This window comes from Corynebacterium lizhenjunii, assembly GCF_011038655.2.
Classification (GTDB): domain Bacteria; phylum Actinomycetota; class Actinomycetes; order Mycobacteriales; family Mycobacteriaceae; genus Corynebacterium; species Corynebacterium lizhenjunii.
Window position 1 is genome coordinate 1,938,936 of sequence record NZ_CP064954.1, and the last position, 13,137, is coordinate 1,952,072.

General features: G+C 64.0%; 13 protein-coding genes. 6 read left to right on the forward strand and 7 right to left on the reverse strand.

All coding sequences use genetic code 11. The features are described from left to right. Positions 1-51: 51 nt before the first annotated feature. From G7Y31_RS09085 to G7Y31_RS09100, 4 genes are read left to right on the forward strand one after another with little or no spacing between them, the layout of a single operon-like run. A complete protein-coding gene (locus G7Y31_RS09085) occupies positions 52-813 on the forward strand; it encodes a LamB/YcsF family protein (protein WP_165009836.1) in 762 nt (253 codons plus the stop codon). After that, positions 813-2,375, forward strand: coding sequence for a 5-oxoprolinase subunit B/C family protein (locus G7Y31_RS09090; protein ID WP_165009723.1), 1,563 nt, complete (start codon positions 813-815; stop codon positions 2,373-2,375). The genes G7Y31_RS09085 and G7Y31_RS09090 overlap by 1 nt, the downstream gene beginning before the upstream one ends. Further along, positions 2,365-4,104, forward strand: a complete 1,740-nt coding sequence (locus G7Y31_RS09095; protein WP_165009725.1) for an acetyl/propionyl/methylcrotonyl-CoA carboxylase subunit alpha — start codon at positions 2,365-2,367, stop codon at positions 4,102-4,104. Before G7Y31_RS09090 ends, G7Y31_RS09095 begins: the two co-directional genes overlap by 11 nt. A 21-nt stretch (positions 4,105-4,125) precedes the next feature. After that, complete coding sequence (locus G7Y31_RS09100; protein ID WP_165009727.1) at positions 4,126-4,746, forward strand: GntR family transcriptional regulator; 621 nt, start codon at positions 4,126-4,128, stop codon at positions 4,744-4,746. Between the two features lie 53 nt (positions 4,747-4,799). Here the strand turns inward: G7Y31_RS09100 and G7Y31_RS09105 are convergent, their stop codons facing one another. Further along, positions 4,800-5,582, reverse strand: coding sequence for a putative hydro-lyase (locus G7Y31_RS09105; RefSeq protein WP_165009729.1), 783 nt, complete (start codon positions 5,580-5,582; stop codon positions 4,800-4,802). Positions 5,583-5,591: 9 nt separating this feature from the next. After that, the gene (locus G7Y31_RS09110) at positions 5,592-6,755 is read right to left on the reverse strand and encodes an NRAMP family divalent metal transporter (protein WP_165009839.1); all 1,164 of its coding nucleotides are present in this window, start codon (positions 6,753-6,755) and stop codon (positions 5,592-5,594) included. A 194-nt stretch (positions 6,756-6,949) separates the two neighbouring features. On the opposite strand from G7Y31_RS09110, the gene G7Y31_RS09115 reads away from it, so the two are divergent. Continuing rightward, entirely contained in the window at positions 6,950-8,014 is a 1,065-nt protein-coding gene (locus G7Y31_RS09115) for a ribonuclease HI (protein WP_165009731.1), read from the forward strand. Positions 8,015-8,046: 32 nt separating this feature from the next. Here G7Y31_RS09115 and G7Y31_RS09120 read toward each other — a convergent pair whose 3' ends face one another. The 3 genes from G7Y31_RS09120 to G7Y31_RS09130 are packed head-to-tail and all read right to left on the reverse strand — an operon-like array spanning position 8,047 to position 10,079. Further along, entirely contained in the window at positions 8,047-9,135 is a 1,089-nt protein-coding gene (locus G7Y31_RS09120) for a hypothetical protein (RefSeq protein ID WP_165009734.1), read from the reverse strand. Next, on the reverse strand, positions 9,132-9,638 hold the full coding sequence (locus G7Y31_RS09125) for an RNA polymerase sigma factor (protein WP_165009736.1): 507 nt from the start codon (positions 9,636-9,638) through the stop codon (positions 9,132-9,134). The genes G7Y31_RS09120 and G7Y31_RS09125 overlap by 4 nt, the downstream gene beginning before the upstream one ends. 24 nt (positions 9,639-9,662) lie before the next feature. Continuing rightward, positions 9,663-10,079: a hypothetical protein gene (locus G7Y31_RS09130; RefSeq protein ID WP_165009738.1), complete on the reverse strand. Its 417-nt coding sequence runs from the start codon at positions 10,077-10,079 to the stop codon at positions 9,663-9,665. A gap of 532 nt (positions 10,080-10,611) precedes the next feature. Between G7Y31_RS09130 and G7Y31_RS09135 the strand changes: the two genes are divergently transcribed. After that, positions 10,612-11,721, forward strand: a complete 1,110-nt coding sequence (locus G7Y31_RS09135; RefSeq protein WP_165009740.1) for an HNH endonuclease signature motif containing protein — start codon at positions 10,612-10,614, stop codon at positions 11,719-11,721. A 346-nt stretch (positions 11,722-12,067) separates the two neighbouring features. Here the strand turns inward: G7Y31_RS09135 and G7Y31_RS09140 are convergent, their stop codons facing one another. Beyond that, positions 12,068-12,529 (reverse strand): YdcF family protein, encoded by a 462-nt coding sequence (locus G7Y31_RS09140; protein ID WP_165009742.1) that lies wholly within the window; start codon positions 12,527-12,529, stop codon positions 12,068-12,070. A 6-nt stretch (positions 12,530-12,535) separates the two neighbouring features. Beyond that, on the reverse strand, positions 12,536-13,036 hold the full coding sequence (gene purE, locus G7Y31_RS09145) for a 5-(carboxyamino)imidazole ribonucleotide mutase (RefSeq protein WP_165009744.1): 501 nt from the start codon (positions 13,034-13,036) through the stop codon (positions 12,536-12,538). Positions 13,037-13,137 lie beyond the last annotated feature (101 nt).

Sequence of the window (13,137 nt, forward strand, 5' to 3'; positions counted from 1 at the left end):
CAATCACGCCCGCTGTGGGCGTGAGCAACTCATGGGAAGGACGTGTCAGCCTTGGCCAGCCTGCACATAGACCTCAACGCCGACCTGGGAGAAACCACCGCCGGCAATCCGGTTGCCGATGACGCCGCCATGCTGGAGATGGTGTCTTCCGCCAACGTGGCCTGCGGCTTCCACGCCGGCGAGCCCCACTCCATCGCCGCCACCCTGCGCGACTGCGCCGCCCACGGCGTCACCGTGGGCGCGCACCCTGCCTACAATGACAAGGCCGCATTTGGCCGTCGCTTCATCGACTACTCCCCCGCCGAGCTGGCCGATGAAGTCACCTATCAGATCGGCGCCCTCGACGCCCTGGCACGGGCCAACGGCACTGCAGTACGCTACGTCAAACCCCACGGGGCGCTCTACAACGCCATCGTCCACCACCGGGACCAGGCCCAAGCCGTCATCGACGGTGTCAAAGCCTTCGGTGACCTGCCCCTTTTGCTGCTCCCTGGCGGTGTGGCCGTGGACATGGCTGAAAAGGCCGGGCTGACCGTCATCCGCGAGGCCTTCGCGGACCGTAACTACAACGCCGACGGCACCCTGGTCTCACGCACCCAAGACCACGCGGTGCTCCACGACCCCGCCGACGTAGTGGCCCGGGTCCTCCAAGTTGCCGAGTCCGGCTCCATTACCGCCTATGACGGCACCCGCTTGAGCGTGGACGCGCAGTCCGTGTGCACCCACGGGGACTCCGCGGGTGCGGTAGAGATGCTACGCGGCGTGGTAGCGCAGCTGGCCCAGCGCGGCATCGACGTCCGGAGTTTTGCCTAATGCAAATTCATCCCGTGGGCACCCGCGCCCTGCTCATTGACCTGCCCGGCCTGACCGCAGTCATGGATTGGCACGCAGCACTCAGCGCCCAACCGCTCAAGGACCAAGTGGACTGCATTGCCGCAGCCACCACCCTGCTGCTAACCTTCGAGACCCCCAATAGCGCCCGCGCCGCCGCAGAGGCACTACCGGAGTTTCGCCCCCAGGCCCAGCGCGCAGCAGAGCCGCGCACCGTAGACATCGACGTCCTCTATGACGGCGAAGACCTTGAGGAAGCCGCCGCCCACGCCGGCATGTCCACCGAGGCCCTGATCGACTGGCACACCTCCACCGAGTGGTCCGCGGCCTTTGGCGGTTTTGCCCCCGGCTTTAGCTATTGCACCCCCGCCAACCCAGAGCGCGCGCTAAGCATCCCCCGCCGCGATACCCCCCGCAAGGCCGTCCCGGCTGGCGCGGTGGCCATCGCGGGCGAATTCTCTGCGGTCTACCCGCGCGTCTCCCCCGGCGGCTGGCAGCTACTCGGGCGCACCACCACCCCCATGTGGCAATCCCACGCCCAACCCCCAGCCCTGGTCCAACCAGGCGACCGGGTGCGTTACCGCGCCGTGAACTCCCTGCCGGAGTTCATTGCGGATGACACCACCGCTAAGCGCGCCCCGGCACGCCTGCCGCGCATGGAAGTCCTCGACGCCGGACTGTTGACCGTATACCAAGACTTGGGGCGCCCGGGACGCGGGGACCTGGGGGTCACGCCTTCAGGTGCGGGCGATAGGGCATCGGCAGCCACTGCCAACATTGCCGTGGGCAATCCGCGCGGGGCCACGGTGCTCGAAAACATTGGTGGACTCTGCCTCAAGGCGCTAACGGACACCGTGATTGCGGTTACCGGGGCGCAGGCCCGCGTGCGGCTGGGAGATATGCCCGTGCACCTGGCCCGGCCAGTGCTGGTTACCGCCGGGCACACGATCACCATTGAACCGCCCACCGTGGGCATGCGTTCTTACTTGGCTATCCGCGGTGGAATTGTGGCTGATAGCGAGCTGGGTTCTTCCGCCACGGACGTACTCTCCGGGCTGGGGCCGGCTCCGGTGCAGGCCGGGGACATCATTGGGGTGCTGCCGCGCTCAGCGGCCATGACGGATGCGCAGCTGACCAACCCCCTGCGGGTGACTGTCCAGGGTGGTACCACCGTGGGCCGGCTGCGCTGCGTACTGGGGCCGCGGGATGACTGGTTTAGCCAGCAGTCCCTAGCCGCGTTCACCTCCACGGAGTGGACGGTAAGCCCAGACAGTAACCGGGTGGGCGTGCGCCTGCTGGGCCCCGACGGGCAGATGACCATCGAGCGCACCCGCACCGGGGAGTTGCCCAGTGAGGGCATGGTGGCGGGCAGCATCCAGATTCCCCCGTCTGGCCAGCCGGTGATCTTCCTGCGGGACCACGCAGTGACCGGCGGCTACCCCGTTATTGCCACCGTTTTGGAAGAAGACATAGACATCGCCGCTCAGCTCCCCCCGGGAGCCCGCGTGCACTTCGATTTAGTGGGAGAAAACCGTGAAGATTAAGACCGTCCTGATTGCTAACCGCGGCGAAATCGCCGTGCGCGTTGCCCGCGTTGCCCGCGACTTGGGCATCAAGTCCGTGGCCATTTACTCCGAGGCCGACGCCGGGGCCCTGCACACCCAGGTCGCCGATGAGGCCTATGCCCTCCCCGGCAACACCGCGGCAGATACGTACATGAATGTCCCCGCGCTACTAGACATCGCGGTGCGCGCGGGTGCAGACGCCATCCACCCCGGCTATGGCTTTTTGTCTGAGAACTCCGAGTTTGCCCGCACGGTGCGCGAAGCCGGGTTGCTATGGATCGGCCCAGACCCGGATGCCATTGACTTGCTGGGGGATAAGATTGCCGCCCGCCGGGTGGCAGAAGAAGTTGGTGCACCACTGGCTCCGGGTACTTCTGATCCCATTGATGACTGGCAGGAGGCGCGCGCTTTTGCTGAAGAGCACGGGCTGCCCATTGCCATCAAGGCTGCCTATGGCGGTGGCGGGCGCGGGCTGAAGGTGGTTGATTCCATAGAGGACATCGAGGGCGCCTTCAACTCCGCCGGCCGCGAGGCCATGGAGGCTTTTGGCCGCGCGGAGTGCTACGTGGAGAAGTTCCTCACCCAGCCCCGCCACGTGGAGGCCCAAGTGCTTGCCGATGCCCACGGCAACGTCCGCGTGCTGGGCACCCGGGATTGCTCTACGCAGCGTCGCTTCCAGAAGCTCATTGAGGAAGCCCCCGCCCCCGGGCTGACCGATGCCCAGCGCGAGGGCATCATCGAAGGTGCTCGCGCCATTTGCTCCAAGGTTGGCTACACCGGCGCTGGCACGGTGGAATACATCGTCTCCGCCGATGGCACCATCTCCTTCCTGGAGGTCAACACCCGCGTGCAGGTGGAACACCCGGTTACGGAGGCAGTGACTGGCGTGGACATTATCGCCGAGCAGTTCCGCATTGCCGCCGGGGAGCCCCTGTCCTTTAGCGAGGACCCGCAGTCGCACGGCCATGCCTTTGAGTTCCGTATCAATGCCGAGGACATCCTCAATGGTTTCGCCCCCTGCCCTGGCACCATTACCCACTTCGAGCCGCCGACGGGCCCGGGCATTCGTGTCGATGCCGCCGTGCGCTCCGGCTCAATTGTCCCGCCCTACTATGACTCGCTCATTGCCAAGCTGATCGTCTGGGGCCCGGACCGCGATACGGCCTTGGCCCGCGCGCGGGCGGCGCTGCGCGAATTCACCGTGGCGGGCGTGCGCACTGTGGTGCCCTTCCACCGTGACATGGTAGACGAGCCGGCCCTGCACTCCCTGGCCGAAGGCAGCGGCGTGTACACCGACTGGGTGGATAACAACTACCGGCCTTCTGCCGCGCTGCAGGTAGATAAGGTGGAGGCCATCTACACCCAGCGCCGCAATGTGGCGGTGGAAATTGACGGCAAGCTGGTGTCCGTAGGCTTGCCGGTGGAGCTCTTCCAGGCCTCCGCTAACCCGGCAGCGGGCTCTGCTGCCCCGGCCGCCGGTGGCGCGCAAGCTGGCGACGAGGGTGCTGTTACCGCCCCCTTCGAGGCCAACCTGGTGGCTTGGGAAGTCGCTGATGGCGACACAGTAGAAGCTGGCGATGCCATTGCCACCGTGGAAGCCATGAAGATGGAATCTACCATTAAGGCCCCGAAGTCCGGCACCATTTCCTTAGCAGCCAAGGAGGGCGATCGCCTGACCCCGACCACGGTGATGGCAACCATCAACTAGCCGTCGGTTAAGGTGTACTGCGTGCTAGCAGACACCGTTGCTTCCGCCATCCGGGAAGCCATATCCGACGGCGAATTCCAGCCCGGCCAGCAGCTCAGCGAGGTCCGGGCTGCGCAGCGTTTTTCCTGCTCCCGCAATACCCTGCGGGAGTCCTTTGCCATGCTTAGCGCCCAGCAGCTGATCCACCGCGAGCCCTACCGCGGGGTCTTTATTGCCACTCCCGATGCCGCCTATGTCCGCGACCTCTACCTGGCCCGCGCCGCGCTAGAGCCCGCCGGGGTGGCGTGGGGGACGTTTGCTAACCCCCAGGCGCTAGTGGAACTGGCCCAATCCGCGCGCGCCTTTGCTGCTGCCGGGCAACCGCAGCAGGTCTCAAATATCAATCAGCGCTTCCATCGCGCGTTGGTGGCCGCGGCCGGTTCTGCGTCCCTGGACCGCGAAATGTCCCACCTGTTAGCGCGCATGCGGCTGACCTTTTTGTTGCTCATCCCCCGCTACCCCGACATCCACACCGATCACATTGAGTCCAACGTGCGCTTGGCACAGCTGATTGCGCAGGACAAGCGTGCCGATGCCGCCGATTACTGCCGCGCCTGCCTCCTGCAGACCTTGGAAAAAATCACCGGCCTGCTAGAAGGCTAAGCGCACTACCCTGAGTCCAATCTTGGTCAGCCCAGAGCCGGGCTCAGCAGCCCCTAGGGCACCTGGTAGTCCACATCCCGGGCATCGGTGACTAGCATCTTGCCCGGCTGGTGCGTAATGGCCAGCTCCGGACACGAGTCCATAACCACCGCCTGTGGGGTAACCCCGCAGGCCCAAAACACCGGAATGTGTCCGGCAGGAATGTCCACGGCCTCCCCAAAATCCGGCTGGGACACATCCCCAATACCAATCTCCTCCGGATTGCCCACGTGAACCGGGGCACCGTGAACTTGGGGGTAACGGGAGGTCACCCGCACGGCATCCGCCACCTGAGCGGCGGGAATGGGGCGCATGGAGACCACCATCGGCCCGCCAAAGATTCCTGCGCGTTCAGTGGCAATGTTGGTGCGGTACATGGGCACATTGCGCCCTTGCTCGATATGGGCCAACGCGATGCCGTTATCTGCCAAGGCGGTCTCAAAAGTAAAGGAACACCCGATCAGGAACCCCACCAGGTCCTCGCGCCAGTGGGCCAGGGCATCGGCAGGCTCTGCTACCAACTGGCCTTCAGCAAAGACGCGGTAGCCGGGGACATCGGTACGGATGTCGCCCCCTGGCAGCAGCGGGGAGGAATACTGCCCGGCCTCCAGCACACCCACAATCGGGCACGGCTTGGGGTTGCGCTGGGCAAAAAGCAGAAAATCGAAGGCGTGGCGCTGCGGCACCGCCAACAAATTAGCCTGCATGAAGCCGCGGGCCAGACCCGCCGTAGAGCGCACCGGGTGCTCGCGCACATAGGCGCGCACCTGCGCCGGGGTAGAGGAAGCACCAAGCATGAGTGATTCCTATGCCCACAAGGCAGTGATGCCAGAGAAGGCACGCACACCAATGAAGATGGTCAACAGCCAGGCCACAGCGCCCAGAATCAGCAGCCACTTGGGGTACTTGTAGCCGCCCAGGAGGTCCTGGCGGCGCCACGCCACCCACATCACCACAGCAAAGCCCAGCGGCAGGATAAGACCGTTGAATGCGCCGGCGAAAATCAGGAGCTTCTGCGGGGCGGTGCGCAGGATAACAAAGGCCACGGTGCACACCACGATGAAGACGATGGTGGCCAGGTTACGAGTGCGCTGCGGGGTGTCCTGGGAGGTGACGAAGGAAATCGAGGTATAGGAAGCACCAATCACCGAAGACAAACCAGCAGCAAAGAGCACCATACCGAAGGCACGCAGGCCAATTTCCCCAGCAGCGTGGTAGAAGGCGTCCGCGGCGGTATTGTCCTTCGACAGCACTACACCGCCGGCCACCACACCTAGGATGGCCAGGAAGAGCAGCACGCGCATAATGCCGGTAATCAGAATGCCCCACACGGAAGTTTGGGTAATGGACTTGACGTGCTCCGGGCCGGTGAGGCCATTATCAATCAGACGGTGTGCACCGGCGAAGGTGATGTAGCCGCCCACCGTGCCGCCGATCAACGTGGTAATGACGAAGAAGTCCACTTCCTCCGGCAGCACGGCGTTCTTCAGGGCCTGGCCCACCGGCGGCTGGGAAACAATAGCCACGTAGAGCATGAGCAAAATCATGATCGCGCCCAGCGCCGCCACCAGGCGGTCAAGAGCAATGCCGGCCTTGCGGGAGACGAAGATAAAGATAGCGATAGCCGAGGCGATAACGCCGCCCCAGCGTGCATCCAGGCCCAGCATGGCATTAATGCCCAGGCCCGCGCCTGCAATGTTGCCGATGTTAAAGACCAGGCCGCCGATAAACACAAAGACGGCGATGACCCAACCCAGGCCCGGCAACACGGTGTTGCCCAGGGTATTGGCCCGCATGCCGGACACGGCCAGCACGCGCCACACGTTGAGCTGAATAGCGATGTCCACGATGATGGACAAGAAGATGGCGAAGGCAAAAGCCGCGCCCATCTGGACGGTAAAGACGGAGGTCTGGGTCAAAAAGCCCGGACCGATGGCGGAGGTTGCCATGAGGAACATGGCGCCGACCATGGCGCCGATGCCCTTGGGTGGATTCTGCGCGGACGGATTTTGGACCGTCGTTGTTTCTGCACTCACGGTAATTAGCCTTTCGTGATGTAAGTCGCACGGTTGCGATGCACAGATTCTAAAAGGTTGTTCAACAATCTGGAAAATGAGCGTGCCCACGGGGGCACTCGCTACACCCGGTGCACTAGGTTAGAGGCATGTCCAAACCCACCCCCGTCGACCTCACCACGCTCATTGGCAAGGCCTCCCGGACCTACTCAACACGCAAGGTGACCACGGATATGGTGAACTCCCGCACCCACGTGGCCATCGCCTTGTGGGACATCCCCTACAAATCTGCCCCGCACGGCAAACTCCACGGCTGGGTCATCTCCGTCGACGTCGCCGCCCACGCCAAACGCCCCGCCCGCCGCTTCGTGCGCACCGGCAAAACCATGGACGCTGACCCCAACCCGCGAGTCCTAGCAGAAGTCCACAAGGCCCTGCGCCACACCCCGCAGCGGCGCTGGATAGTGGTCGGACGCCGCCAAACTGGCCTGGCGGGACTTCTGCGCAAAGAAGGCTTCGCCGTCACCGGCTCCTTCGCCGAAGAAAACCGCGCCGGGGACCGCGCCCGCAACCTGCGCAAGCAACACGAAGCCCAGGCCCTTAAACGCTCCCGTAAAGCCGGCGAGGCCCCCGAAAAAGCCACCGCTGCCGTCGAAGCCCCACCCACCCACTGGCTGCCCAACCGCTCCAGCATGCGCCGCCGCGGCCAGGAGGTGCGCATTGCCACCGATGCCTCCTCAGACACCCTCACCAAAGGCTGCATGTGCTTCGTGGCCTCCAACGGCGACTACCAGCTACGCACCCGCATGACCACCGCCGGCACCGATGAACTCGAACTCGAGACCATCACCATGGCCCTAAAATACGCCCATCGCAATCGCTTCCCACGCGTGATCATCGAGTCCGACTCCGTCGCCGCCCTCGAAGCCGTGGACCACATCCTTGGCGGCGGCCAGGACCACAAGCGCTGGCGCGGGGTCTCCCCCACCGCCCGCTCCCGCTTCCGCACCGCGTGGAAGGACTACCACACCTTTGGCAAGGCCACCATCGGCCGCGTGCTGGGACACGCAGGCGACCCCCTCAATCAGGCGGCGGACCGCATAGCCTACCTAGGCTTGCGAGCCTCCAACCTACCCCAGGCGCAATCCCAGCCAACGGCCTGGCGCGAGATTGATAAAATCATCGCCCAACTGCCCGGCAGGCTCAGCCGCTAGCCTGACGGCCCAAGCGGCTAGTCCAGGGCCCGCTAGCTCACCTCCGGGGCGCAGCCAACCTCAAAGGTCTCATTGCGCGCCGGGTCCGCGAAGGCCACGTCCACCGCAGAATACAGCCGGGCATTGTAGCCACAGGTGCGCAAATCCCGCACAGTGACCGTCACCGGAAACTCCTCCATGGTGCCCTGCGCGCAGAAGGGATCGCAGTCATTGATAAACGCCTTACCCGTCGCCGTGGCCGTCTCCGCACCCCACCTGGACCACTTCAGGTCCGTGACCAGGTAATTATTGTCCGCACACGCCAGGGAAATATCCTCTGGCCCCTCTAGCCCGGTCACTGCCACGCAACCCAAAATGGCCGTAGCCTCCACCGTGGTGGTCACGCCCGGGCCCACCAGCCCGTGGGCGTGAATCAGCTGGCCCGTACTAGGCAACACCGTGAAGCTGAGCTGATCCTCATCGCGAATCACCGTCACCGCCTCATCCGGGGCGCCCGTGCGGTCCGCGTGCGCTAGCTCATTGCCGCCAGCACCAGCCAGATTCTCGTAGACCAAACGCTGCTGCTGGGAGCTCAGCCCCGGGTGCAGCAACAAGTGCAGGGACCCCACGCCCAGCGAACCGTACGTGCCGGTGGCCAGGCGTGCCAGGGCATCGGCAGTAGTCGCCGCAGCCAGGGACTCCAGGGCGATAGCGGGGCCATCGGCAAGCGCAGCCAACTGCGGGCTCAACGTGCCAGTGCTGGCAGTATCCTGACGCAGTTGCCCACCAGCGACCTCATATTCCGTGGTCACCGTGGCCGTGCCGTCGGTATCCACCCGCTTGAGATACTCCTGGTTGGTCACGCCCGTATCCGTCGCATTAGGCTGGTTTGCCGATGCCTCCCCTGCCGCCTGCAGCACATCCACCGCCGTGGCCACGGGGGCCTGGTGGCCTATCACCGGCACCACCACCGCCACCGCAAGCACCGCAGCCGCCGCGGCAGCCAACCAACGCCCAGGCTTGCGCTCAGTACCCGTGATGCGTTCCAAACTACGCTGCGCCCGCGCCGATTCTTCCGCCGTCAACTCCAGCTCAGGAACCGGATTCGCAGCGGCCACACGGGCCATGATGTCATCAGTCATGATTGCTCCAGAAGTTCAGTCAGTGCCGCGCGCGCCCTGTGCAAGCGCACACGCGCATTCGCGGGGGTAATGTCAAGGACCTCCGCCACCTCAGTGGGGCTCAAGCCCTCCCACGCGCTCAGTAACAAAATCTCGCGCTCAGCCGGGCGCAAAGCCACCAGGGCGCGGTTGACATCCAGGCTTAAGTCCACATGCTCGGCAAAGGAGGCGGAAGGGGCGGGGGCATCGGCAAGCTCTGCCGGGTCTGCACTGTCAGCCTGGCGCTGCCTGCAGCGGTAGGACTCCAGCAACACATTGCGGGCAATGCCATACAGCCACGGCAGCGGCGCACCCTGCAGGTTGTCGAAGCCGGTCCACGCCCGTTCGAAGACCTCGGCGCACAGCTCCTCGCTTACATCGCCAGGGCTGCGGCGGCGAAAGTACGCCAACACCGCCGGGTAGTGCGCGCGGAAGATAGCCGCGAACTCTTTCCGGCGGGCGTTGGGCAGAAAGGATAAGGACACGTTTCTACTGTAATTCCCGGTGGGCTACTTCTCGCCCTCAGCTTCAGCGTTGGTGCCGTTGCCGTCATCAGCGAAACGCTGCGTCAGGGACTGGCCATCACCGCAGGTCACCGTGAAGGTATGGTAGCCATCGTCCGGGCCGGGGCCAATGCTCTCCGGGGCGTTAATGTAGCCAATCAGCGAACCCGCGTCTGCCGCTGGGGACATGACGGTCTGCTCACCGAAGGAGGTGCTCAGGTCCGCGCGGTCGCTGCCGTCCGGGCAATTGGCGGTAAACATCATCTCCGCGCCCGGCTTGAACAAGTCGTGGTTTTCTGCGGTGAGCTTGTCCAGGTGAGCGCCGGTGGCAATCGCCACCCCGCCGCCGATAGCGATGGCGGTGACAGCCACCGAAGCTGCGATGATGCCTGCGCGGGTGGACTTCGACTGTGATGCCTTCATGATGGCAACTCCTTCACGGTTGAGGTTGATGTCACTTAGTTTGTGACGGCAGCGGGGCAATCGTTACACAGCTGCCTCAGATTTTTTCACACTCTGGGCAATTGCGCCTCTGACCTGAGGCATTCTGTCTGCTTAGCTTGCCGATGCCTCCCTCCCCTCACCCGCCGCCCACCGCCGGACCAGACCGAGCCAGTGGCTCCCATCTTTCTCGCGTCCCGTACTCCGCCCGCTTGCCACGCAACGCAGTTCGTGTCCCTCCCGCGTGCGCGCGACACAATCACTAATCCTGCACCGCCGCACTACTGACCCGTCCTCGCGTGCGCGCGCCGCTGTCTTATTGCCGGGCCGGGCTGCGTCAGCACCCCGTTTGCTCGTGCGGGGTTAGATTATGTCACGTTTGTGGCATTCTCCCTGTGGAATTCTTCGACAATTGTCTAATAGAGTGCACATTTTCGCAGAGTTATCCACAGATTTCGGGTTTTTCCAAAATTCCCCTTGCGCAGGGTTGCGCAATCGCCTTAGCGTCAAAACCATGAACGAGATCAACATCGCCGCCCTGCTAGGCAGCGTCATCGACGCACTGCCACAGCTAGAGCATGCCACCACCACAGACCTGGTGGGCTTAGGCGTTGCACCAGATACCGCAGAGTTCCTGGTACGCCTCCACCGGCTGTACTGCGGGCCCGGCCAGCCTAGCCGCAGGCAAAGGAGCGCTATTAAAGGCGCACAGCGCCACGGACATGGGCTGATAGCCATGCAAGAAATAGAACGCGAAGTCACCAAAACCAAAACCACCCAACAATGGAGAATGCGCCAACACCTTTGCGCCACACCCGCAGGCCAATTCACCACTGTGGCGCGTAAACTACGCCGGGAATGGAACCCGAAGGATGACACCCCGGTAGAAAAAGTCTCTATACGCCGCTACGCCAACGGCACAGCCACCATGTCGATTACCGCACGCGATGTCGACCTTACCGATGTCTACGATGCCATCGACCAGGATGCCCCGGCAGAAAGCTTCCTTAACCTAGTACGTGGTGAAGGTGGTGCCGGGCGGTTGAACTACATCCCCATGATTACCCTGCAGCTCGATACCTTCGCCAAACTGCTCGCCGTCTCCGACTGCAACCACACCGGTACCGGTGAACAACCTACCGGTACCAACGCAGCCAACCCCGCCGGTGCAGACCCTGCAGGAGCCGATTCGGACATTATTGTTCGGGCGAACAATGGGGCGCGGATGACCGGTAAAGAACTAGCTGAGCGCATCTTGGTCAAGCACGGGTTCGTCGCAATCCTAAGCCGGGTGCATGGTCCGGTGGATGTCTACCGCATGGAACGCTTTGCCACCGACAAACAGCGCCTCCTCTTAGCCGCGGAAAGCCCAGAATGCGCATGGTTGGACTGTCAAGTGCCGTTTGATAAGTGCCAAATCCACCACATCACGTCGTGGGCTGATGGTGGGGAAACCAACATCAGGAATCTGACGGTGTTATGCCCGCACCATAATGGTGCCAATGAAGACCACCCGCCTGGAGGAATACCCGTTCGGCGGGGCCGGATGACAAGGCTCGGCGGGCAGGTTGTCTGGCAGTCACCTGGTGGTGGTGTCCCGGTGCCGACTAGCCCCACCAACTAACCCCCACGCCCGCAGCGCAGGCAGCGCAGCAAGCGCGACGCGGCAGGCTGCGCCGCACAACGAGTAGCGCAGCACGCAGCGCAGTGCTCAAGTCCGACGCAGCGCAGCACCCCAGCCCCACGGCGGCCGAAAACAGGCAGCCGGAGGGGCTAGACGTGCGGGCAGGGTGACCAGGCGGCGCAAACGCAGCGGCCGCCGGTCCCCGTCAGTCGCATTGCGCAGAGCAGCGCCACCCAGCAATCCTGCAGCGCGGCACCCGGAGGTGCGGGGTAGGGCTGTGGGGAGAGGGGGCATCGGCAGACTAGGAAGCTGCCGCACGGTAGCGGCCGGGGGCTAACACTGCACGCTACCCCAGCCAGGCTGCTTTGAGCCGGCGCCAAAGGATCCGCACGGCAGAATGCGGGGTAGCCAGGACCTCCCGCAGGTAATTGCGCGGGCGCAGGCGCAGCGGCGTCGGCGCGGGGATAACGCGGACCGGGATCCCTAAGTGCCACGCCCACAGGCGGGTGCGCAGAGCGTGGAAATTGCTGGTGACTATCTGCAGCCGGGTTACCTCGGGCAGCAAAGCACGCACGTTTTCGAGGTTTTCATTGGTCGACGTCGCGTGCGGGTCCTCTGCCACCACCACACCACCGCGGGCTTCCAAAAAGGCGCGCATGACCCCAGATTCCCCCGCGCCGGTGACAACAAAGGGCTGCCCGGGGCGCGCAAGCGCCAAAGCAGTGAGCAAACGCTGCTCCAGTAGCGCGCCCGGTTGGTCGCCACTTACTCGTGAGCCCAGCACCACGATGGGGTCCACAGCTGCCACGCCCTGCTAGTCCCCCAGCAGCTTGGCGCGTAGATTTGCATCTTTGCGCTCGACTTCGGCGGCCAGGTTGGTTTGGTAGTCAACCATCTTGGCCAGCAAGGCCTCATCGCCTGCCGCGAGTGTGCGCACCGCCAGCAACCCAGCATTCTTCGCCCCACCGATAGACACCGTGGCCACCGGAACGCCGGCCGGCATCTGCACAATGGACAGCAGCGAGTCCATCCCGTCAAGGTCCTTCAGTGCCCGGGGAATGCCGATGACCGGCAGCGGAGTGGCCGCCGCGACCATCCCCGGCAGGTGAGCCGCCCCGCCCGCGCACGCGATAATGACCTTCAGCCCGCGGGTGTGGGCTTCTTTGGCATAGGCCAGCATTTTCTCCGGAGTGCGGTGGGCAGAGACCACGCCCACCTCGAAGGGCACTCCGAAATCCGCCAGGACTTCTGCGGCGGGTTGGACGGTGGGCCAATCAGAATCAGAGCCCATAATCAGGCCAACAACGGGGTTCATAGTTTCTCCTTCGAGTTTAAAGTGCTGCAGGATCTATAAGGCAGTCAGGTTAGACAGCGCAGCTTGGTTAGACAGCGCAGCTAGGTTGGCGGGCGCAGCCA

What these genes read in the sequence shown, in the direction of transcription:
- G7Y31_RS09105 (WP_165009729.1), bottom strand. Translation starts at nt 5,582, where the DNA reads ATGCTTGGTGCTTCCTCTACCCCGGCGCAGGTGCGCGCCTATGTGCGC.
- G7Y31_RS09130 (WP_165009738.1), bottom strand. Translation starts at nt 10,079, where the DNA reads ATGAAGGCATCACAGTCGAAGTCCACCCGCGCAGGCATCATCGCAGCT.
- G7Y31_RS09090 (WP_165009723.1), top strand. Translation starts at nt 813, where the DNA reads ATGCAAATTCATCCCGTGGGCACCCGCGCCCTGCTCATTGACCTGCCC.
- G7Y31_RS09120 (WP_165009734.1), bottom strand. Translation starts at nt 9,135, where the DNA reads ATGACTGATGACATCATGGCCCGTGTGGCCGCTGCGAATCCGGTTCCT.
- G7Y31_RS09135 (WP_165009740.1), top strand. Translation starts at nt 10,612, where the DNA reads ATGAACGAGATCAACATCGCCGCCCTGCTAGGCAGCGTCATCGACGCA.
- G7Y31_RS09115 (WP_165009731.1), top strand. Translation starts at nt 6,950, where the DNA reads ATGTCCAAACCCACCCCCGTCGACCTCACCACGCTCATTGGCAAGGCC.
- G7Y31_RS09110 (WP_165009839.1), bottom strand. Translation starts at nt 6,755, where the DNA reads ATGGTCGGCGCCATGTTCCTCATGGCAACCTCCGCCATCGGTCCGGGC.
- purE (WP_165009744.1), bottom strand. Translation starts at nt 13,036, where the DNA reads ATGAACCCCGTTGTTGGCCTGATTATGGGCTCTGATTCTGATTGGCCC.